Raw genomic sequence first — 20,888 nt, forward strand, 5'->3', positions numbered from 1 at the left:
GGGGGCCGGGGCGCTGAGGGCGGGGCCGGCCGATCCGGCGACGCGGGCGGGGGATGAGCACGAGCGGTTCCTCCTGATGTCGGTGGACAGCAAGCACCGCGCCCCGCCGATGTCGTGCTGTGTCGGCGGGGCGCGGTGCTTGGCGGCCGGTCGGCCTGTCCAGTCCTCGCCCACCCAGGAGCGGGTGGGCGAGGACCAGGCGGAGCGACCGGAGGTCAGTCCCGGAAGGGGCAGCTGCTGTGCGGGTGCTGTTCGGCGGCCGGGGCCGGGGGCTGGACGGGGACGTGGATCTCGGGCTTGACGGTGACCTTCGCCGGGCGGCCGGCGGCGACGCGGCGCAGGGTGAGGCCGCGCATCGCGAACGCGGAAAGGAACGTCCAGGCGAGGACGGCCAGCCCGGCCGCGATGGGGCGGCTGGTTGCCGGAGTGGCCGTCCAGACCATGAACACGGTGGCCGCACCCCACGCGCTCCACATCGCGCGCACGCCGTTGTTGCGGGAGAGGTAGCCGAGGACCAGGCCGACGATGCCGGTGAGCAGCCACAGCGTGTAGACGGTGGAGCCTTCGACCTCGAGGCCGGCGGAGTGCTGCGCGATGTACGTGCGTACCGGCTGGTCGACGACGGCGGCCACGCCGCTGGAGGTGTCGGCGCCGACCTGCACCTTGGGCACGGCGGTGAGGGTCTGGTGCAGCGCCTGGAGGACGACTTCGCCGGCGGCCTGGGCCATCAGCACGGTGAAGGACACACCGGCCACCATCAGTACGGCCCGGATCCAGGGGGCCATGTGGCGCAGGCCGTCGTCGGGGGCGCTGAGGACGTCGTCCCACATCTCGTACAGGACGCCGTCGATGTCCCAGGCGCGGTTCCACCAGTCGCGCAGCGCAGCGAACCGTGGCGGCTTGGGCGGTGCCTTCGGGAAGGGCACGGGGAGGTAGGTGAGCTCCTGGTGGTTGTGGCCGGAGGTGTTGTCGTTGGACTGCACGGGGCAACTCCTTGTTGTCGATGCGGTGTTCACGGAGCGTGCGAGTGGGCCAAGCTGTGTGCGACAGGACCGGAGAGGGGAGGCGGCTGCGATGGGGTGGTTCACCCGCGATGAGCCGGAGGAAGTCGTCTTCGAAGAGGTCGTGGACACGGACGGGCAGATCTGGCCCGCGTTCACCGACGACGACGGTGTGCTGTGGATCGACGTGGACTACGACGTCGAGGTGACGATCAACGGCGCGATCGTCGACGGGCAGATCCGGGGTGCCGAGGTCGACGGCGACGGCCGGATCTGGATCGACTACGACTGATCGCGAGGCCGGACGGCCTGTCTCGCACCCGAAGCCCCGGCCCGTGGGCGAGGTGTCGGATACGAGGCAGGGCGCCCGGGTCAGCGGACGTCGTTGCGGGTGCGGGAGAACATCCCGCGCTGGTTGCTGGTGTTGTTGATCTGCGTGTTCTGCACGACGGGCCCCTCGTACACGTTCTTCGTGGCGGCGCTGCGGGCCTTGTTGATCGCGCCGCTGATGGCGGTGGCGACCATGGCGACGCCTGCGAACGGCAGGGTCACCATGAGGACGCCGTAGAGCGTGACGGAGGCCAGGCCCTGGAGCACGAGCCAGGCTCCGCAGCCGATGCCGGTGATGCCGGCGCCAACGCCGATGGAGGCCACGGCGATCCCGGCCGCCCAGGCCGGGATGATCCGCTTGTCGTCCTGATGGACGGGCGGGGTGTCGCCGTAGGCGGGCAGCGGGGTGTTGTCGCGGAATGACGTCGGGATGTGCCGCACCGGTGTCTCGGGCCGGTATGCCGCCGCGATGATCCGCTCGGCTTCGGCCTTGGCTTCGTCGTCGGTGAGCGGGCGGGTGATGTTCTCGAAGTCCACGGTGGTCTCCATCCGGGCAGATGCGGGGGCGCCCTCCCCGCCGTGGTGGCGGGGAGGGCGCAGGGGGCGAGGGTGCGGGGGCGGGGCTACTGCTGGTCGGCGGCGTTCTCGAGCGCGTCCGGCGTCGGGTACTGCAGCGGTCGGCGGGTCTCGGAGCGGACCACCAGGCCGTTGCGGCGGCCGGTGCGCAGCAGGTCGTCGACCAGGGCGCGGGCTTCGGGGTTGGCCGCCAGGACGTCGGCGGCGTCGTCGACCAGGAGCACCAGGGGTCGGTTCATCGTCGTGTTCTCCGTTCTCGTTTCGGTGGGGTTGGGGTTGGGGGTCAGAAGCTGCTGATCCATCCGGTGATGGAGGAGACGGCGCTGTTGATGGTGGGGGCGATGCCGGTGCTGGCGAGGAAGAAGCCGAACAGCAGGACGGCGATGCCGGGCATGATCCGCTGGTAGCCGGTGCGCACGAGGATGCCGACGATGATTCCGAGCAGGAGGACCAGGGAGATCGACAGGGCCACGGGATCGGTTCCTTCGGTGTGAGTGGTGAGCGGGTGGGTGGTGCGGGTCAGCTGTCGGCGAGCTGCCAGTGGCCGCGCTTGAGCGACTTGGCGAGGCCCTTCGCCTTGAGCTGGGTGCAGGCGTTGCTGACGCTGGAGGGCTGGAAGCTGGGCAGCGCCTCGCGCAGCTGCTTGAGGCTCATCGGCCCGTCGGCGAGCAGCTCGAGGATCTGGTCCTGGAGGCCGGGCTCCTCTCCGATGTCGGGGCCGCTGTCGCCGAAGGGGATGCCGAACGGCGCTTCGAACGGGGCGGGTGCCTCGCCGTCGCTGTCGCTGTCGGTGTCCGGGGCCGGGACCGGGGGGTCGCCGGCCGTCGGCTTGCTGCCGGGGGCGTCGGAGAACGCTTGGGCGAGGGTGTCGCAGTCGGCGTACGGGTTGGTGTGCCGCACGCCGTAGATCGCGGCCCCGGCCTGCGCGGCCTTGGCCTCGCCCTCGGTCAGCCCGGTGGGCGGGTCCTCGCCGTACAGGGCGATGAGGTCGGGGTAGACGCCGTCGACCTTCTCCGCGAAGAACGTGCGCATGAACTTGGCGCGCCCGTCGAGGAACATGTACGCCATGCCCGCGGTGGACTCGCCGTCCTCGTCGCCCTTGCCGGAGAACAGCGCCTCGATCTGCCCGTTCTCGTAGATCCGGGCGGGGATGTTCTCCATCTGGAAACCGGCCGGGGCGATGCCGTCCAGGCCCATCTCCTTGGTGGAGGAGGAGGCGGTGCGCATGAGGAACAGCGCGCCGACCTTGCCCTGCTGGCGGATCGCGTCGTCGTCGCCCAGGTCCTTGAGGTGCAGGGACTGCACGGCGAGCCGGATGCCGATGCCGACCTTGCGGCCGGTCTTCTGGATGTCGGCGATGAGGTAGGCGGTGGCCTTGCGCATCGCTTCGTCCGGGTGGGACAGCAGCCGGTTGATCTCATCCAGCGTGATGTTGATGAGCGGCCAGGGGCGGTTCAGGGCGAAGTCGCCGCGCCCCATCTCGTTGGAGAGCCGCTCGCGGTACTTCATGACCGCGTGCGCGGCCGTGAGCATCAGGAGCGTCTCCACCGGGCCCTTGGCGAACCAGTCGACCCGGCCTTCCGCCTCGGGCAGCGACATGCCGCCCTGGACGTCGCCGACCCAGGAGACGACGCCGGAGCGCTTCTCCGCGGCGAGGATCAGGTTCTGCAGGACGGACTTGCCCGCGCCGGTGACACCGGCGGTAATGCCGCGCAGCGCGCCCTGCCCGGGATCCCACAGCCGCATCCGGGCGGGCTTGCCGTCGTGGCAGACGCCGATGGTGACGCGGCCCTTGGCGTCCATCGTCAGGTCTTCGACGGTGGCCTTGCGGACCTTCATCAGCGGGTTCGTCTTGTAGACGGAGACGACGCCCTGCCGGATGCCGTCGGTCTCGATGACCAGTCGGGACGGGTCGTCGATGCCGAACGCGGAGCAGATCGCCGTGTGCGGCAGGTGGATCTCCTTGCCCGGAGGGGAGGCGACCAGCAGCACGATGCGGTGCGGTTCGCTGCGCCAGTCGATCAGGTCGACGCCGGGGGCGGCTTTGCCCGGGGCGGCAACCGCGGTCTCCCACAGGCCGCGCAGCCCTTCGGCGGTGGCCTCGGTGTCCTCGCTGGTGGGCCGGGCGACCAGCCGCATCCGGCCGGGCCCGGAGCCCTGGATCGGGCGGATCTTCACGGTGCCGACCGGGAAGTCGAACGCGGCGGCCAGCTGCACGTCGGTGAAGGTGGGCACCGCCTTCCCGGCCTGGGCGACGACCACGGCTTCGAAGTCGGGCCGGTCGGCGCGGAACGGGGTGATGGACACCAGGCGGGTGCCGTCGCCGGTGGCCTGCTGCCACTTCGCGGCGAGGAACTCGGTGTAGGTCAGCGGCTCCCCGGGCCCGGCGCCGTGCTGCGCCTGGTGCTCGGTGAGCTCCAGGACCAGGCCGGCGCTGCGGGTGAGTGGCGCCATCCAGCCCATCAGGGACGCCCACGCGGCCGGGGCGACGACCTCCCACCAGTTGAAGCCGGGGGTGATCAGGTTGGCCACGTAGGTGCCGGCGGCCGTCAGGAACGGGATCGCCCGCTGCGCCCGGGTCAGCATGCCCAGGCCCTGGTCGGGGTCCTTGGTCTTCGCGTACAGCCAGGCGAGGGTGCCCAGTCCGATCCCGCCGGAGGCGAGGTAGGACCAGGCGCTGTCGTCCAGCTGCGGGCCGACGGCCATCCCGGCCGCCGCGAGGGCGTAGGAGGTGCGTTCGGCCAGGACGCGCCGGTAGATGACGTGGCCCGGGACGCGCTTGGTGGTGTCGGCGGGCAGCGCCGCCTGGTCGATGGTGCTCAACACAGCCTCCGTTCGAGGGCAGGGGCAGCAGGGGCCGCGCCCGGGTGGGCGCGGTCCCTGCTGCGGGGCGGGGTGGGTCAGCTGCGGCGGCCGGAGCGCCGGTAGTAGCCGGGCTTGGCCTGGCGCACGCCGGAGCCGTTGGAGGCTTCGTAGCCGGGGCGGTACTCCCGGTCGTGCGCGTTGTTGAAGCCGCGGGCGTCGGTGTCGACGGCGTCGGCGGCGTTCACCATCTCCCCGGACGCCTCCGCCACTGCGGTGAGGGCGGTCGAGGTGTCCTCGATCATCGAGGTGAACTGGGGCTCGACTTCGGCCTGGCCGCACATCTCCGACAGGCGCATGGCCGCGTTGGCGTTGGCCTGCATGTGGGAGCGGAGCAGGTGCATGCCCTCCTTGAGGAAGAGGGCGGCGGCCGCGAGCTTGGCGGTCCGGCCTGACAGGGCGAGGAAGCCGTTGCCGCTGCCCGCGCTGCCGGCGACGCCGTTGTTCATGCCCGGGATGGCGGGGAGGTTGTCGCTCACGTGATCTCCTCTCAGTTCTCGTTGTGAATGCGGGCGGCGGGCACGGCCAGGCCCGAGTCCTCGGTGGCCTGCTGGAGGGGCCGGTAGGCGTCGAACATCGCGTTCTCCGCCGTCTCGGAGAGCTCCGCCGCCACCAGGGACTTGGTGGCCATCTCGTCTGCCTTGCGGGCCAGCAGCTCCATGGACTCCGCCAGCTTCGCCATCGCGGCGCCGGTCAGGCGGCCGATGACGTTGTGCGTGGAGCGCAGGTCGGCGGCGAGTTCGTCCAGCTCGTGCCGGATCTCCCGCGCCTTCACGGAAAGCTTGCGGCAGGTCTCGTGCGCCTTGAACGACTGCTCGGTGAGCTCCTCGAGGACGTCGAGCGTGTCGTCGAGGGTGACCTCGGTCTGGTGCTGCGCGTCCATGTCCGCGACGCTGCCGCTGCCCCACTTCGTCAGCCAGGCGTCACTCACGCTGTTCTCCTTCGTGCTCGTGCCGGCGGGTAGGCCCGCGCCGGATGTCGCCGGAGCGGATCCAGGGGAGTCGGCCCGCTCGACAGTGATGGGACCAGCCGGAGCGGACACCGCCGTCGCCATGCCCATCGCCTCGAACGGCGACAGGCGCGGCGTGCCGGTACCGGTGCCGGGCACCGTGCCGCCACCGGGCGGGCCCGGGACGGTGGTTGCCCCCGCGACTGCGGCGGCCGGGGCCGGTGCAGTGACCGGGGTGGGCGTCGGGGCGGCCGGAGCGGCGGGCCCCGGTGGTGCGGCCGGGCCGGGCGTCGGCGCGGGGCGGGGGCCAGGCACCGTGGTGGTCCGCAGCCGGGCACGCTTACGGGCCCGTGCCTTGGCCGTGGACCAGGGCGTGCGGCGGGTCGGTGCCTTCGCGGCCGGGCCGGCCGGTGCCTTCGCGGCGGGCCCGGAGGGCTTGGTGCTCGCGGGCTTGGTGGTCTTGGTCTTCGGGCCGGTCTTCTTCTTCGGCTTCCTGACCTTGGCCTTGCTGATGACGGGCGGCCCCATCTTCTTGCGGCGGCGCTTGAGACGCTTCTCAGCGGTCTCGTGCACGGCCTCGCCGAAGGTGGTCCGGCCCCGGGCGGCGGACTTCATCGCCCCAATGACCTTGCGGTTGTACTCCTTCTGGAAGCGCCGGCACTTGCGGCAGCGGCAGCCGTACTTGTCCGTCGCCGCGAACGTGCCGTGCGCGATGCCCGGCGTGAGCGGGATCTTCTTGCCCTTGCGGGACTTCCCACCCGGCGCCTTGGGCGCCGAGCCGACCGGGCCCGTCCCGCCCTTGCCGGAGCGGGTATTGCCATTCTTGCCTCCGCGCTTGCTGCCGGGCGCCGTGGTACCTGCGCCGCTGCTGCCCTTGCCCTTCGGCTTCGTCTTCGGGCCGGTGCCGGAGGTGGTGGTGCCGGGCTTCTTGCGCAGGATCCCGGACGGGCCGGTTGTGCCGCGCGGCGACTTCTTCGTGCCGCTCTTGGGACCGGTCGTCGTGCCCTTGCCGGTACCGGGGCCCTTGGTACTGGTCGTGCCGGGCGTGGCCTTCCCGCCCGGACCTGTGCCCTTGCCCGGGCTCTTGGTGCCGGGGCCCGTCGTCTTGCCGGCCCCCGCCCCGAAGCCCGGTCCGCGCTTCTTGCCCGGACCGCCGGACGAACCGCCGGCCCCGGTGCTGCCGGGGCCGCGCTTGCGGTTCGTGGTGGAGCCGCCGCCGGAGGAGCCGGACCCGCCGCCGCTGCCGGAGCCGCGGTTCTTCCGGCCGCCTCCGCTGCCGCTGTTGCTCGGGCCCTTGCCGCCGCCGGAGCCTCCCGAACCGCCCGAGCCGCCGGACGATCCGGGGCCGCGGTTCTTCTTGAGGTTCACGCCGCCGCCCTGCGAGGTGCGCTTGAGCGGTGTGACGCCCGAGCCGCCCTTGCCACCGGAGCCGGAGTTGGAGCGGCCGGGCCCGGAGCCCGAACCGCCGCCGCGCCCGCCCCGCGAGCCGCTGCCAAAGCCCCCGGAGCCGCTGGGCGACCTGGTCGTCGACCCGCCGCGCCCGCGGCCTGCCGAGCCGCTGTACGACCCGCTGCCGCCTCGCCCGGACCTGCCCGGACCTGAGCCGCCGGAGCGGCCTGACAGGCCGCTGGGGCCGCGCTGAAGGGTCTTGCGGCCGTACTCGTGGCTAGGCTGCACCTGCTTCTTCGAACCGCCCCCGGGAAAGCCGTCCTTGGCGGTGCTCGCGGTCTTCGCGACTGCCTCGCGCTGTTCCCGGTTCGCCCGGCCCGCCGCGACGGCGGAGTGGATGCCCCGCATGGCCGCCAGGGACACCGCGAGGATCGCCGCCAGGGACAGCGATCCCAGGCGCGGCGCGGCGGGCTGCGCGGCCTCCGAGCGGAAGGTCGCCGGGACCATCGCGCCCGCCGTTGCGGGCGCCGCGGCGGGCCCCGAGTCGGCGGTGAACGGGGCCCCGAGACCGGGCTCGGGCAGGGTCGCGATGACGCCCATCGGGTCGGTTCGCGTCGCGGGTGCAAACGCTTCGGGTGTGGCCGGGGAGGTGTCTGCGGGGGCGGCGAACGGCACGTCAGCGGGGGCTGGGGCAGGGGTCTCCGCAGGGGGTTCAGCAGGGGCGGTGTAACCCACGCGGGGGAAGTGGATCAGGTTGTTCGGGCCGTCGTCGTCGGCCATGACGTCTCCCTCTCGGAGTTGACAGACGGTCACCGCCTGGGGCACCCTCGCGCGCGCACGACACGCGCGCGACGGTGAAGGCCCGCAGGCCCTCATCCGTGAACAGTGCGTTGATATCCATGAGTGGGGGTTCTCCTTCTCAGGGCGGGGGCGATCTGGGAGGCTTTGTCGTGGCGTTTCGGCGCCTTCACCGCGCTCCCGAGGCGCTGACTTCGTCTCGGGGGCCGGTGGAACCGTCGAAACTGCGGTTCGTGCAGGTCACTGCTCCGGGCGGTATCCGCCGACGAGCAGTGCGACGGCCTCCTGGCGGTACTTGGAGGCCGTGTCGGTCGACGACACGTCGAACTCACGCTGGACATCAGCGATCGAGACGACCCGGCACAGCTCGCGGTGCATCCCGTCGGCGTCCAGGCCGACGAACACCGCGCCGGCCGCGAGCGCCATGCGCGCGACCTTGCGGACCGCCCGCTCGCGCGGCGACAGCTTCGCGGCATCCTCGATTTCGACCGCGCGCCGCTCGACTTCGGCAGCGGCGAGCCGGGCTTCGGCAGCGGCGTACTCGGTTTCGGCCTCACGCTTACGGGCCGCCTGCGTGTTCGCGTCGGCGGTCGCCTTGCGCTCGTTCTCCTCCGCCGTGAGCCGGTCGGCTTCGGCGGCGCGGCGGCGGGTTTCGGCAGCGGCCCTCTCCGTTTCGGCGGCGACCCGATCGGCTTCGGCAGCACGCTGCCGGGCCTCCGCGATCTCCGCCGTCTCGATGGCCTGAGCCTCCGCCGCGGCGACCCGGTCGGCCTCCGCAGCTTCCTTCCGCTTCTCGGCTGCCTGGCGCTCCAGCTCGGCTGCGCGCAGGTCCGCTTCGGCCTTCGCCTCGCGCTCCCGGGCTTCCTTGCGCTGCGCCTCCGCCTCACGGGCGCGGGCTTCGGCGATGACGGCCGTCTCCAGCGCCGCCTCCTCGAGCTCAGCGGCCCGCTCTGCGGCGCTGACCTGGGCACGGGCGTGAGCGCGGGCCTGGCCGGTCTGGCCATCGACCTCGGCTCGCACCGTCTCGACCACGCCCTTGGCGCGCAGACGCTCCGATTCGGCCTTGGACTTGGCGACCTCGCTGCGGGTCTCCGTGTCCAGGCGCCGCCGCTCGGCTTCCTCCTTACGCTCCTGAGCTGCCTGTTCCTGCTCATCGGGCATGGCCAGGGCCTGGGCAACGGTGTAGCCGTACGGGGCCATCTTCATCGGCAGCAGCTCATCCTCAGATGCCTGGGAGATGTCGCCTTCGTACTTGCGCTTGAGCCACTGCTCGTAGGCAATGAGCTCCTGATCACGGCGGATCATCTCCGGGTAGGAGGTGACCCCCCACAGCCGCATCCGGCGGAAGATCCGGGCCGTCGCCACGGGGGCGAGCACCCAGCGCATCCACGGGATCGAGTCGCGTTCGGCCTGGTCAGGCCGGACAATGCGGTCGATCGCGGTACGCCCGAGCTCCACCACCGTGATGAAGAGGATCGGGACGACGCCGTGGGCGCCGGCGGCGACGTAGTCCAGCAGCTTCCAGGCCCCTTCCGGGGCGCCGGAGGCCGCGTTGAGGACGACCGTCGCGCCGGTCAGCAGCCACACCGGGTAGCGAATCCAGCTGATGGGGCGCTTGAGCCAGGCCATCAGCAGGTCGACGGCGATCATGACCATGATGCCGACATCGACACCGACCGCGAAAAGTTGGCCCTTACCCAGCGACTCGAAGCGGAGCTGCTCGAAGGCGAAGACCGCGACGTGCTCGAAGGACAGGTACAGGCCGATGCCCGCGAGCACGAGCGCGGCGACCACGATCGCGGCGGCCGCCCACTTCTGGGTGCCAGTCAGCTTCCCCGGGGAGGACTTCGTTCCGGTTCCGCTTTCCGTCTCCGAAACGGACTCGGCCGCGTCCGAAACGGAGCCGGGCGTCTGCGAAACCGGCGCGGACGTTCCCGAAACGGCGGCCGGTGAAGCCGAGTCGGGGTCGGGTTCAGCCGCGGTGCGCGGCCAGTCGGTGATGCTCATTGGGGCCTCCGGAGGGGTTCATTCAGGGCGTGCGCGAAATGGCGGGGGCTGCTCCCGAAACGCGGTGAGGCGTTCCCGAAGCGGCTCGTGGTGCGGATGGTTGCTTGCGAACCGGACACCGGCTCTACCCGCTCCAGACGCACGAAAAGGCCGGCGGCCCGGGAGGTGGGCGGCCGGTCTCGCGAAGTGCTGTGGGGCGGACTCGAAACTGGGAGCGGCTCCCGCCGGGCGGGCGCGAAGTCAGCTCTCGGGGAACTGCGCGCCGTGCCGGCGGAGGTCGGCGGTGGTGATGCCGAAGTGGCGGCACCGGTCGATCAGCGGCTGGATGCGGGCGCCGTCGGCGCGCGCCTCGGGCGAGCCGACGCCGTACAGCCTCTGCGTGGCGAACAGCTCGTTGAGCGCGGCCGCGGTGCGGGCGGCGTGCCGCTCGAAGCGGCCCTCGCCCACCCACTCCTCCGCGATGACCTGGAGGGTGGTGCGCCAACTGCCGCTGTAGTCCTCCGGGTCGATCGGCGGAATGTCACTGCCGAAGATCGCGAACGCGGCGGCCTTGGCAGTGGCTTCCGTGCCGGGCTGGAGCGGGGTCATCGTCGTGGCCATGGGGGCCTCCCTCGACTGTCGGTCCGGGCTGTCCGGCTCCCCGTCACCGCCCGTCCCGCCGCCGTGGTGCAGCGGTCGGTGCGAGCGGATCAGGCAGCCGTCAGAACGGATCAGGCAGCGCGGCGGCGGGCGGCTCGGCGCTTGATGCGGCGGCGGTCGGCCTCGCTCATGCCGCCCCAGACGCCGTGGGCCTCGCCGGTCTCCAACGCCCAAGAGGCGCAGCGCTCGAGCACCGGGCACCTGCGGCAGACCGCCTTCGCCTCATCGATCTGCAAGAGCGCCGGGCCAGTGTTGCCGATGGGGAAGAACAGCTCGGGGTCTTCCGCCTTGCAGGCGCCGTCCTCACGCCAGTTGGTGTTGACCGGCAGGTCGGCGGAGGGGGCGTAGCTGGTGCGTACGATGGAGTCGCGATTCATCAGGGCCTCCCAGAAGGTCCAGAGCGAGAAGACAGCCCCGGGGCGGCCACCCCGGGGCTGTTGCGTGATGTGGCGGCCAGACGGCCGAAGCGTGCGGGAACTCCCGGCGCTCTCCGCCTGCCCCGCCCGGGTGAGCGGGCGAGGACGACGGGCAATGCCGGGGGACTGGTCAGCGGCGGTTGTTCTCCGACCGCTTGTTCTGCTCTGCGTTCTTGCGTGAGAGCTCAGCGCGCTCCGCGTCGGTCAGGCTGGTGATCACGCCGCCACCTCCCAACCGGCCAGCGCCGGTGCGGCGGTGGGCAGGAGGACCAGGGCAACGTCGACGCGGGCGGCGTCCTCAGGCTCGTAGCCCTTGGAGTCGTCCTCGCGCTCGATGTCGTCGATGATCCCTGCCTGCGGCTGCGCCGCGGTGCGTGTCATGCTGTGCTGCATCAGGTCCTCCAGTCAGGTCCTGGACAGCCCGTCGGGCCGCAATCCCAAGGGCTGTCGCGATCACTCCCCAGTTGGGGAGTTGACTGCTTGTACGAGCAGCCACGGCCCCGGCCGCCCCCTTTGATGCGGGACGGCCGGGGCCGTGGTCGTTCGTCTCGGTGTGCAGGTCAGGCTGCTGACGTGGCCGGGTTCTTCCGCGCGTACCGCTTGCCCAGTTCGGCCTGACGCCGTTCGTGCGCCTTCACGTCCTTCGGCGCCAGCGGGACCTGGGGGCCGCGGAACTCGGAGAGCGATCCCGGGAGTCGCTCCGCGCACTGGTTGTTCGCCTTCTCGATCGCCTCGCCGCCGTGCTTGGCCCACTGCTGTCGGCGCCCGGCCGGCCACTGCTTCGCCAACTCCCTTGCAGTGCTGTGCTCCTGGCGTTCCATCTGCTCGCGGGCCTCGCGGCGGGTGGGTTCCAACTGGAGGGCAAGGACGTAGCGGCGGGCGAGAATGCCGCCGTCCGTGCAGTGCTGGCCGCCGACGCAGCGCGTGCAGCCCTTGCGGTGGGCCAGGTAGGACTGGCGGGTCGTCTCCAGCGTGACCTCCGCCTTGATCCGGGAGACCGGAGCGGCCGGGGCCGGGAGCGGCTTGTAGAACTGCCGGGCGGCGCGCCGGTTGTCCTGCGGGATCGCGTCCCGCAGCAGGCGGTCCTGCTTGGCCTGCCAGCGCCGGACGTCGATGTCCACGACCACGAGCTGGTCGCTGCCGGGGCAGGCAGTGTGCTTCTCGCCCTCCGCGACCTTGTCGCTGATGCAGTGCTCGCGGATCTTGAGGACCTTGTCGCCCATGATCCGGCGCCAGGTGCGGCAGTCGGGGCAGGCGATCGACTTCGTCTCGCCGGGTCGAACGTTGAAGTCCTCCGGGGCCATGCTGCTGAGCTTGAGCGCCTCACGGCGGTTCGTGTTCTTGCTCCGGACGCGGCCGGGACGCTTGCGGGGCATCGAATCCTCCTGATGTGGGATCGGGTGCGGGTGCTGCCTTCTCTGCCGCGCCAGGCCGGCCTTTCGGCAGGTGGGTCTTGGCGGACAGACAGCGCAGCAGCGCCGTTCGAGGTGGATCAGGTGGAGCTATTCGGTACAGGCGCCTAGGCCGGGGGAGCTCGGCTCACCCCACTGCCGCCGCTCCGAAGAGCAGTGACTCCTGCTGTTTTGCAGTGGCATTCGCGACCTCGTTAACGAGGTACGTTATAGAGTAGACGTATCCTCGTTAGCGTTGTCAAGAAAACTCGTTAACGAGGTACCTCGCCGCCTAACTTGTCTGCGGGTCAAGGCGGCGCCCCTCCGGCGGCTCGATAGTCAGCGGCCCTAGGATCGCTAACGAGGTAGGGAGAGGCATGGCAAGTGAGACGAGCCCGCAGAGGCCGAAGTACCAGCGGATTGCCGACGACCTGAAGGCGGCGATCGAGTCTGGCGAGTACGGCCCCGGTGATCGGCTGCCGGGTGAGAGCGCGCTCGCCGCCCGGTACGGCGTTGCCGTGCTTACCGCCCGCCAGGCGCTCAAGATCTTGAGGATCGAAGGCCTGGTGGAAACGAAGAAGGGCGCTGGCGCCCGAGTCATCGAGTTCCGCCCGATCCGGCGCCACGGCATTCAGCGACTGGCACGTGAGCAGTGGGGCGCGGGCAAATCCATCTGGTCCGCCGACGAAGAGCGTCCAGTCACCATCGACGTCCGCGTCGACACCGTGGCGGCTCCCGTACACATCGCCCGGATGCTGAGCGTGGACGAGAACGAACTTGTCTGCGCTCGATCCCGGCGCTTCGTGCTGGACGACAGGCCAGTCATGATCGCAACCTCCTACCTGCCCCTCGGGCTGGTTGAAGGCACGGCGATCATGCGCGTCGACACCGGGGACGGCGGCACGTACGCCCGGCTCGCTGAGATCGGTCACGCGCCCGCACACTTCCGCGAGGAACTTCGGTGCCGACTCCCTGTAGCTGCAGAGGCCGAAGAACTGGCCATGCCCCTGGAGCGCCCGGTCATCAAGCTGTGCCGCACGGCCTTCGACGCTGAGCTTCGAGCTGTCGAAGTGAACGAGATGACCATGGACAGCGCGGCATACGTGCTGGAGTACGCCTTCGATGCCTAAGCGTCCCAACTCCGTCACCTCAAACCCCCTCATGACTGCTCGTCGTGTGGGGGCCATCACACTCGCCAGAGCCGAAACGCAACATCACAGCGCCTTGTCGAAGCTCGTGCGCACCGGCGTTCACGAGTTTTCAACATCCGCGTACACATGGGATTTCGGGGCTGCGCTCTAGGCTCGCGGCCATGACGACGACGGAGGGGAACAGGGTGGGGAAGCACCGGACAGGGTGGCGGCCGGACCGGCTGCGTGAGCAGCGTGAGGCTCACGGGCTGACTTTGGAGAAGGCCGGCGAGCGCCTCCGTGAGGTTGCTGAACAGGCCAAGCTCAAGGGCATCCCGGCCGCGAATCCCCAGACCCTGTGGCAGCACGAGCAGGGGGAGGTCTACCCAGGCCCGCATTACCGTCGCGCCTACTGTCTCTTGTACAGGGCGACGGAGCCGGACCTTGGGTTCCGCGCTGCTCTGCCGGGGGAGGAGACCTCCTTCAAGCTCACGCCGATGGATGATCGACTCAATGGCGCGCATGTCCTCGCAGTCGAGCGTGCAGTTCACCGAATTGCGCCTGGCAGTGACGATGCCGATCACTTCGGGCTGCAGCAGCGGATCATTGACGCGTGGAAGCGTCGGCACACCGGTGGTGACCCGCACCGGCCGGTCCTGATCCTGGTCGGCGGGTACGCGGGCAGCGGGAAGACCGAGCTGGCGAGGTTCTTCGTTCAGCTCACGGGCTGGCCGCTGCTCGACAAGGATCCTCTGACCCGCCCGCTGGTGGAGAAGCTGCTGGTCGCGTTGGGTGGTGACTCGAATGACCGGCACACCGACCTGTATCGCACCCAGGTCCGGCCGGTGGAGTACGACTGCCTGATGCAGTCCGCGATGGCCAACATCAAGTGCGGGATCAGCACGGTGCTCACAGCGCCGTTCATCGCGGAGATGACGGACCAGGCGTGGATGCAGCGCCTGACCAACCGCGCGGCGTCCATGGGCGTCGACGTCTATCCGGTCTGGGTCCGCTGTGACGAGGAGTCGATGCGCGAATACATCGGCTTCCGTGGCGCGGCCCGGGATGCCTGGAAGCTGCAACGGTGGGATGAGTACATGGCGACGATCGACCTGGACCTGCGGCCAGCGGTACCGCACCTGGTCGTCGACAACCGTCTCGGGGCCGCGGTCTCACTCGCGGACCAGGCCCGGCAGGCCATGGGGGCGATGTACTCGTGAACGGCAAGCACGGAGTGGTGCTGTACGGCCCGCCAGCAGCAGGCAAGGACACCGTCACCCAAGCGCTGACCGAACTGAACTCGCAGTACACGCAGTTCGCGCGGCTCAAGGTCGGTTCGGGCAAGAGTTCCGGCTACCGGATGGGCACTGCCGAGCAGCTGCACGCGTTGGAGACCGCGGGCGACGTCGTCTACGCCAACACCAGGTACGACAACACGTACGTCATCGACCGGCCCGGCCTCGACGCGGCATTCACGGCTGGAGTGCCGGTGGTCCATCTCGGGCAGGTCGACGGTGTCCGTGCCCTGGTCGACGGCTACCCGGCGAGCTGGGCTGTGGTGCTGCTGTGGTGCCCTCGCGAGACGACTGCGGAGCGGTCGGTAGGCCGAGGCGACAGCGACACCGTGGCGCGGCTGGCGGCGTGGGATGCGACCCTCGAGGACTTGGACGCCCACCCGAGCGCAGTTTGGGACCTGACCGTGGACACCACGGCGGCGTCGCCGCAGGACACGGCGCGGCTCATCGACCAGCTGCTGGCGCAGCGAGCGGCGGGAACGGCGACGGCATGAGCGCGGGCTACGGCTGGGCGAGGCGGTCCAAGGCGTCAGTGAGCGTGAGCTTGCTGTCCTTGGCATCGTCCCACCGTGCCAGCGTGGACGCGGCCGCGCGCAACATCTCTGGCGGAAGGCCGGCGGCCGCGAGGGTCTCGGCGGCTTCCTCCAGCTCCGGGCCCCATCGCCAGGCGCGCGCGGCGGTCTTGGCGACGTACGCCGGTTCCGCGAGGTATGAGTCGGTGCGCTTCGAGGCCACCTCGAGGAGCTCCTGGTCGACGCCGTGCTCGCGCGCCATGCCGACCGCTAGCGCCACCAGCACCCGGCTGGTCTTCTGGAACGAGGCGTACGACAGCTTCAGCGCGGATGCCTTCCCCACTTCGGTACCCAGCACTGCCGTCTGGACGGCGGTGCCCGCGAAGAGTGCCTCGATGCGCGCGGTCGCGTCGCCCCCTCCGGACAGGTACAAGGTCGGTGACTTGCCTCCGACCGGCGGGGAGCCGACGACACCACCGTCCACGACGGTCGCGTCCGGTTCGAGCAGCGTGGCGATCCGCTGCACGCGTGTGGGGTTGATGGCGTTTGCCTCCACGTACACCCCGGCGAACTCGTGCGCGGCGACGTCGCGGGCCAGGTCCTCGGCAGCGGCCGGCGGGCAGAGGCTGATGACGACGTCGCTGCGCTCCAGCAGCTCCGGCAGGCTGGCCACTGCTGTCAGGCCGAACTGGGCGGCGCGCGCCGCAGATGCCTCGCTGCGCCCGGCTTCACACCACAGGACCTCGGCCGCGTTAGTCGCCGCGCAGGCGGCGACGGAGGCGCCCATGCTGCCGGGGTGGAGGATGCCAACAGTCGGCTGGTCCACGGTGCTACTCCGTCTCGTTGAGCAGGATGGTGATGGCGTCGGTGACGTCGTCGACGACATGGTGCGCGGCGCGAAGGCCGTCGGGCCAGGGCCGGCCGCGCAGCCAGACGGTGCGCAAACCAACCTGGTGGCCGCCGCCGATGTCCCCGGTCGGGTTGTCGCCGACCATCCAGCCGCCGTCGGCGAGCCTCACTTCACAGCGCGAAGCCGCGAGTTCGAAGAGGCGCCGGTCTGGCTTGCGGATCTCCAGGTCACCCGATACGGCGACACCATCGACCAGGTCGGCGAGGCCGGTCGCAGAGAGCTTGGCCCGTTGGATGTCGCTGGCGCCGTTGGTGACGATCCCTATCGTCCACGCGGCCGCGCGCAGGCGCGCCAGGCCCTCGAGAACCTCGGGCCGACAGGTGACGGCAGCCGCCATGAGGTCCACGTACTCCCGCCACAGCTGAGCGCCGGGCACCGCCAGGCCGAAGTTGTCGTGCATCCGCGTGAAGTCAGCGGCGTTGGCTCGGTCAGCGAGCTCGGTGAGCAGCCAGTGCTCGATGTCCTGTGTGAAGCGGTGCCTGCGGCACAAGTCGGTCACGGCATCGTTGTATGCCGACTGCCGGTCGACCAGTGTGCCGTCGAGATCGAAGAACGCGGGGCGGGACACAGGCACGGACACTACCGGGCATCGAATGGGGTGCACTCACAGAGATCACTTCGTGTATCTTTTCAGGAACTGTTTCCTAGGATGGAGGCTCCGATGTCGGATCCGCTGCGTCGCGTCGATGCTCTGGTGGATGCCGGCACCCTCCCTTCGCCTCGCGTTCGGCAGCAGCTGCGCGTCGCCGCCGGCCTCACCCAGGCGGAAGTCGCCCACGCCATCGGCGTCCAGCGCGTCGCCGTCGCGCGATGGGAGGCAGGACTTACCAAGCCCCACCGCAGCAATCGACTGAAGTACGCACACTTCCTCCGTCGGCTGACCGAGAAGTACCCGGACGCCGCCCAGGAGGCGCCAAGTGAGGACTGATCTCGTACCTGTTTTCAGGCACGCCGACTCCACCTTCGGAATCGAGGGGGTCGGGGTGACGTAGCCGCCACCGGCCGCGCGCCACGACGGTGGACTCGCAATCCACTGTGGCCGCGCGGCCCTTCAACCGCCTGGACTTCGCACCCAGCGCGGCTGCTCAGTTCTCGGTTCGCACCCGGTTCTGAGCTGCGGCTTATCAAGCCGCTGTTTCCCATCGGCCCCTCATCAGGGCCAGCAACACCACTGCAGAGCCCCTTTCGCAGGGGGCCTTGCAGCCCGGTTCCAACGGTTTCGCAGGCCGCTGGGACCAGCCGTCCGAGTCCCCATCAGCACATCCAGAACAGGAGGTGCCTCTAGCTCTTCGTCCGGTCGCCCGCTCCTCGCGGAGGGGGCGTCCCGCCCATTCCCGAGAGATACGTCCAGCGATACGCCGGGCGATACACCACATGGAGAGGCGGTCGTCTTCATAGTGCACGACCTGGTGTCCCCTTGTCAGCCTGACCATGTCCGTTTCACCCCGATTCGGACTCTGCAGGCTTCCCGTGTGACGGGATCGACGTCCTGTTCATGCCGGTATACACGGTTTGTACCGGAGATTGGATTTCCGGTAGGAAGCTACAAGAGCAGCGAGTTCGGGGTGGGCTCGATGAGCGCGGTAGCGGCGTCGGCCACCCCGCTCATGCACCCGCTCTCGGAGGTCGTCGACAACTCCGTCGACGGCAGCGCCCGTGAGGGCGGCGTCCCGTGTGGCGGGACGGGTTCCAAGATTGTTGCCCGCCGTGCGGGAGCGCCGGGGGTGATTGGGGCTGAGCGTCCTCTGTCCACAGGCCGTCTCGTGCAGGGTCGGCGGGTGGATCAAGAAACGCGAGTTCTGCCTGCTGAGGGGGGTGTCCGCTTTGGCGTGTACACCGGCCCGATGGCGACACAGGCGATGTTGGGATGTCCGGCTCTTGCGGTGTCCGCCGCTGCTGTCGGGGCGGTGGGCCGATGAGCGCCGTGGCGGCGCCGGCCGTGTTCGCACGCCCCCGTTCTGAGTGCGTGGACAGCTCCGTCGGCGGGGCCTCGCCCCGTTGGCTGCGGTCGGTCCCGGCGCAGGCCGGCCCGGCCGTCGCGCTGGAGCTGGGCAACCCGCTCCAGCTGACGGAGACGATGCGCACCCGGCTGCTCGCCGCGGTACGCGCCCTGGTGTCGGACCCGGCCCTGAAGGGGGCGGGCGACCCCGCGCGCCTTGCGGCGGTGGTGCTGATGGCGAAGGCGAAGGTCGCAACGAACTACCGCACCACGATCACCGCCAGGGAGCTTGGCCGGTGGGTGGGCCTCAAGCCGTCCCGGATCGCCCACCAGGTTCTGCCGGAGCTGCGTGAGCGCGGCGTGCTGGGCTCGAACGAGACGACCAGCGCGGCCGGGCGGGTGACGGGCCTGGAGTGCTGGGTGATCCCGATGTACCGGGCGCAGCACGGCGGGAACCGGCGGCACGCCCTGGCGCTGTCGCGGGTGGAGCTGATCGTGCTGCTGAAGCTGATCGAGGTGCTGTTCGCGCCGGGCTGGGTGCACAAGGACGGCCGGACGACTCCGGCCGGGATGCTCGCGGACCGTACGGGGCGCGGGACGGCGACCGACCGGCTCGGGCTGCTGCTGATGGTGCTGTCCTCGAACTCGCGTGGCTGGCTGCAGCTGTGCTGCGGCAGCGTGGACACCTCCCGGGGACGTCCGGCGGCGACGGCTGCGCGGCTGCTGGGCTGCTCGCCGGCGGCCGGGGCGAAGGTCCTGGCGCGGCTGCAGGAGCGGGGCGTGCTGACGGTGGACCGCCGCGAGACGGCGTCCGGGCTGAACGCCCGCAGCCGGGTGCGGTTGCTGCCGGTCGCCCAGGCCCACGGCGTGCTCGTCCGGGAGGCCCGCGAGGCCGCCGCCTCGGTGTTTTCAGACCTCGCCGATAGTGCATCCGGAGATCATGAGACGGCCGGAGAGGCTGTGACCCCTGTGGTTACTGGGGTGGAGGGCGCTGAGCAGGGGCAGGAGGCCGGTTCGGCAGACCTCGCCGTTGCTGCATACCTTCACGCCTCTCACTCTTCTGTGGTTACTCCCCTCTCTCCGCTCTCGCTCTCTGGTGGTTTTTCCGGCGAAGGCCGTGGTGGGAACCGTGGTCTGCCGGACCGCGCGTGCGTGAGCGAGGACGGCGGCCCGCTGCGCGGGGAACAGCCGAAGAAGTCCCCGTCGATCAGCAGCGAGAAGCCCGGCCGCGGGCCGGTGGCCGATGCTCCGGTGCGGGTGGTGGACGGTGCGGGTCAGGGCAGGCAGCAGCGGGGGAGGGTGCCCCTGCCGCCGGAGGATCTGCGGATCGTCCTGGCCCCGGTCGACCTGGTGTGGGTGCGCCTGGACCGTGCGGCCGCCCGGAAGCTGGTGGAGGCCGCCGCCCGCAGCGAGCTGAAGCGGGTGATCGGCTTCGCCGGTCGCACCGACGGGCCGCAGGTCCTCGCCGACCGGCTCGCCCGCCGCCTGGCCGAACAGATGCGGCTGTACGGGCCGATCACCGACCCGGTGGGCTGGCTGCTGGCCCGGGGACTGCCGCAGCGCCAGCAGTGCGGCGACGCCTTGTGCGACGACCGGATGCTGCTCGACTCCGGCCGGGACTGCTCGCGCTGCGAGGAGAAGCAGGCCGACCGCCGTGCCCAGCGCAGCGCGGTCGCGGCCGCCGTGGACGCCGCGATGCCCGGCGCCTCCGAGGCGGAGCGCCGCGCGGCCGCCGACCGGCAGCTGCACGAGCAGGTGACCGCCCAGGCATGGGCCCGCGAGCACAAGTGGGAGCAGGTCCGCGCCCGGCAGGCCGCCGCCAAGGCCCGCGCCGCCGAAGCCACGGCCGCGCAGCCGGCCGACGACGTCGCGGCCGCGCCGGTGGCCCCGCTGCCCGCGCCGCGCCCGGCCGCCGTCGTCCCCGCCCCGGAACCGGAGCGCGCCGACGTCGACGACTACCAGGAGCTGGTCCTCGAGGAGCTCACCCGGGAGCAGGTCCTGGACTGGCGCAACCGCGCCGCCGCCGACCACCAGCTGGTGTTCGACCACATCGACCGATACGGCGAGAGGTCGGCTCAGCGCTTGTTCACCCGGGCGTTCGTCGCCCAGGTGCAGCGCCTGGCCGGCCTCGGGCATCTGGACCTCGGCTACACCACCTGGGGGCAGGCATGAGCGGCAGCGAGGTGTCCGGGGTCGACCTGGCCCGGGTCGCGCTGCGGGCCGCGATGGAGGCGGCACGCAAGAACGGCAGCGGCCAGAAGGCGAAGCAGAAGCCGCAGGCCGTCAAGACGGTGCGGCGTGACGGGCGCGAGCCGATGGGCCTTAGTTCCGCGATCGGCGCGCTGGTCACCGAGCGGGCCTGGGAGCTCTCGGCCGCCGGCGCGACGCTGCGGAATAGGTGGGCGGCCATCCCCCCGGAGCTGGCCGGGCACGTCGCCGCCGTGACGACGAGGCGATTTAGCTCCTAAGACGTGGTCTCATTTGGTGAGTCTGCGGTAGCAGATGAGGCTGCAGGCGATGGCTGTGAAGGCCAGGAAGTGTTCGGCCTTTCGTTCGTAGCGGCGGTGCAGGCGGCGGCAGCCGGCCAGCCAGGACATCGTGCGCTCGATGGTCCAGCGGTGCCGGCCAAGCCGTGTGGATGACTCGATTCCCTTGCGGGCGATGCGGTGCCGGATGCCGCGCTTGCGTAGCCATCGGCGCAGGTGGTCGTAGTCGTAGCCCTTGTCCGCGTGCAGCTTGGCGGG

22 protein-coding genes are annotated in these 20,888 nt (G+C 70.8%); 7 read left to right on the plus strand and 15 right to left on the minus strand.

What is annotated here, in order from left to right; all coding sequences use genetic code 11:
- Positions 1–215: 215 nt before the first annotated feature.
- Entirely contained in the window at positions 216–983 is a 768-nt protein-coding gene (locus tag ACWGJM_RS42810; RefSeq protein WP_453417176.1) for a hypothetical protein, read from the minus strand.
- A 91-nt stretch (positions 984–1,074) separates the two neighbouring features.
- Between ACWGJM_RS42810 and ACWGJM_RS42815 the strand changes: the two genes are divergently transcribed.
- On the plus strand, positions 1,075–1,293 hold the full coding sequence (locus tag ACWGJM_RS42815) for a hypothetical protein (RefSeq protein WP_453417177.1): 219 nt from the start codon (positions 1,075–1,077) through the stop codon (positions 1,291–1,293).
- Positions 1,294–1,373: 80 nt separating this feature from the next.
- Here the strand turns inward: ACWGJM_RS42815 and ACWGJM_RS42820 are convergent, their stop codons facing one another.
- The 11 genes from ACWGJM_RS42820 to ACWGJM_RS42870 all read right to left on the minus strand — a co-directional run bounded on the left by ACWGJM_RS42820 (position 1,374) and on the right by ACWGJM_RS42870 (position 12,343).
- The gene (locus tag ACWGJM_RS42820) at positions 1,374–1,880 is read right to left on the minus strand and encodes a hypothetical protein (RefSeq protein WP_453417178.1); all 507 of its coding nucleotides are present in this window, start codon (positions 1,878–1,880) and stop codon (positions 1,374–1,376) included.
- A 74-nt stretch (positions 1,881–1,954) separates the two neighbouring features.
- Positions 1,955–2,146, minus strand: coding sequence for a hypothetical protein (locus ACWGJM_RS42825; RefSeq protein WP_453417179.1), 192 nt, complete (start codon positions 2,144–2,146; stop codon positions 1,955–1,957).
- Between the two features lie 44 nt (positions 2,147–2,190).
- Positions 2,191–2,379 (minus strand): hypothetical protein, encoded by a 189-nt coding sequence (locus tag ACWGJM_RS42830; RefSeq protein WP_453417180.1) that lies wholly within the window; start codon positions 2,377–2,379, stop codon positions 2,191–2,193.
- Positions 2,380–2,426: 47 nt separating this feature from the next.
- Complete coding sequence (locus ACWGJM_RS42835) at positions 2,427–4,730, minus strand: hypothetical protein (protein ID WP_453417181.1); 2,304 nt, start codon at positions 4,728–4,730, stop codon at positions 2,427–2,429.
- A gap of 77 nt (positions 4,731–4,807) precedes the next feature.
- Positions 4,808–5,248, minus strand: a complete 441-nt coding sequence (locus ACWGJM_RS42840; protein ID WP_453417182.1) for a conjugal transfer protein TraB — start codon at positions 5,246–5,248, stop codon at positions 4,808–4,810.
- Positions 5,249–5,259: 11 nt separating this feature from the next.
- On the minus strand, positions 5,260–7,887 hold the full coding sequence (locus ACWGJM_RS42845) for a hypothetical protein (protein ID WP_453417183.1): 2,628 nt from the start codon (positions 7,885–7,887) through the stop codon (positions 5,260–5,262).
- A gap of 258 nt (positions 7,888–8,145) precedes the next feature.
- Positions 8,146–9,912 carry a DUF2637 domain-containing protein gene (locus ACWGJM_RS42850; RefSeq protein ID WP_453417184.1) on the minus strand — a complete coding sequence of 589 codons (1,767 nt, stop codon included), beginning with the start codon at positions 9,910–9,912 and terminating at the stop codon, positions 8,146–8,148.
- A 240-nt stretch (positions 9,913–10,152) separates the two neighbouring features.
- On the minus strand, positions 10,153–10,512 hold the full coding sequence (locus ACWGJM_RS42855) for a hypothetical protein (RefSeq protein WP_453417185.1): 360 nt from the start codon (positions 10,510–10,512) through the stop codon (positions 10,153–10,155).
- 110 nt (positions 10,513–10,622) lie between these two features.
- Positions 10,623–10,928, minus strand: a complete 306-nt coding sequence (locus ACWGJM_RS42860; protein ID WP_453417186.1) for a WhiB family transcriptional regulator — start codon at positions 10,926–10,928, stop codon at positions 10,623–10,625.
- Positions 10,929–11,183: 255 nt separating this feature from the next.
- Positions 11,184–11,348, minus strand: a complete 165-nt coding sequence (locus tag ACWGJM_RS42865) for a hypothetical protein (RefSeq protein WP_453417187.1) — start codon at positions 11,346–11,348, stop codon at positions 11,184–11,186.
- Between the two features lie 179 nt (positions 11,349–11,527).
- A complete protein-coding gene (locus ACWGJM_RS42870; protein ID WP_453417188.1) occupies positions 11,528–12,343 on the minus strand; it encodes a hypothetical protein in 816 nt (271 codons plus the stop codon).
- A 392-nt stretch (positions 12,344–12,735) separates the two neighbouring features.
- Here ACWGJM_RS42870 and ACWGJM_RS42875 point away from each other — a divergent pair, with 392 nt between their 5' ends.
- From ACWGJM_RS42875 to ACWGJM_RS42885, 3 genes are all read left to right on the plus strand, one after another.
- Complete coding sequence (locus ACWGJM_RS42875) at positions 12,736–13,488, plus strand: GntR family transcriptional regulator (RefSeq protein ID WP_453417189.1); 753 nt, start codon at positions 12,736–12,738, stop codon at positions 13,486–13,488.
- A 182-nt stretch (positions 13,489–13,670) separates the two neighbouring features.
- A complete protein-coding gene (locus ACWGJM_RS42880) occupies positions 13,671–14,708 on the plus strand; it encodes an AAA family ATPase (protein ID WP_453417190.1) in 1,038 nt (345 codons plus the stop codon).
- Positions 14,705–15,277: a phosphotransferase-like protein gene (locus ACWGJM_RS42885; protein ID WP_453417191.1), complete on the plus strand. Its 573-nt coding sequence runs from the start codon at positions 14,705–14,707 to the stop codon at positions 15,275–15,277. The genes ACWGJM_RS42880 and ACWGJM_RS42885 overlap by 4 nt, the downstream gene beginning before the upstream one ends.
- Before the next feature lie 7 nt (positions 15,278–15,284).
- Here ACWGJM_RS42885 and ACWGJM_RS42890 read toward each other — a convergent pair whose 3' ends face one another.
- Positions 15,285–16,121 (minus strand): DUF1932 domain-containing protein, encoded by an 837-nt coding sequence (locus ACWGJM_RS42890; protein ID WP_453417192.1) that lies wholly within the window; start codon positions 16,119–16,121, stop codon positions 15,285–15,287.
- Positions 16,122–16,125: 4 nt separating this feature from the next.
- The gene (locus ACWGJM_RS42895) at positions 16,126–16,773 is read right to left on the minus strand and encodes an HAD family hydrolase (RefSeq protein WP_453417193.1); all 648 of its coding nucleotides are present in this window, start codon (positions 16,771–16,773) and stop codon (positions 16,126–16,128) included.
- 93 nt (positions 16,774–16,866) lie between these two features.
- Between ACWGJM_RS42895 and ACWGJM_RS42900 the strand changes: the two genes are divergently transcribed.
- The 3 genes from ACWGJM_RS42900 (at position 16,867) to ACWGJM_RS42910 (ending at position 20,612) form a co-directional block, all read left to right on the plus strand.
- Positions 16,867–17,133 (plus strand): helix-turn-helix transcriptional regulator, encoded by a 267-nt coding sequence (locus ACWGJM_RS42900; protein ID WP_391329444.1) that lies wholly within the window; start codon positions 16,867–16,869, stop codon positions 17,131–17,133.
- A gap of 1,038 nt (positions 17,134–18,171) precedes the next feature.
- Positions 18,172–20,316, plus strand: coding sequence for a hypothetical protein (locus ACWGJM_RS42905; protein WP_453417194.1), 2,145 nt, complete (start codon positions 18,172–18,174; stop codon positions 20,314–20,316).
- Positions 20,313–20,612 carry a hypothetical protein gene (locus ACWGJM_RS42910; protein ID WP_453417195.1) on the plus strand — a complete coding sequence of 100 codons (300 nt, stop codon included), beginning with the start codon at positions 20,313–20,315 and terminating at the stop codon, positions 20,610–20,612. The genes ACWGJM_RS42905 and ACWGJM_RS42910 overlap by 4 nt, the downstream gene beginning before the upstream one ends.
- Positions 20,613–20,621: 9 nt before the next feature.
- Here ACWGJM_RS42910 and ACWGJM_RS42915 read toward each other — a convergent pair.
- A partial coding sequence (locus ACWGJM_RS42915; protein ID WP_453417196.1) for a transposase occupies positions 20,622–20,888 on the minus strand: 267 nt, incomplete at its 5' end.

Source organism: Streptomyces sp. NPDC054834 (assembly GCF_053611185.1).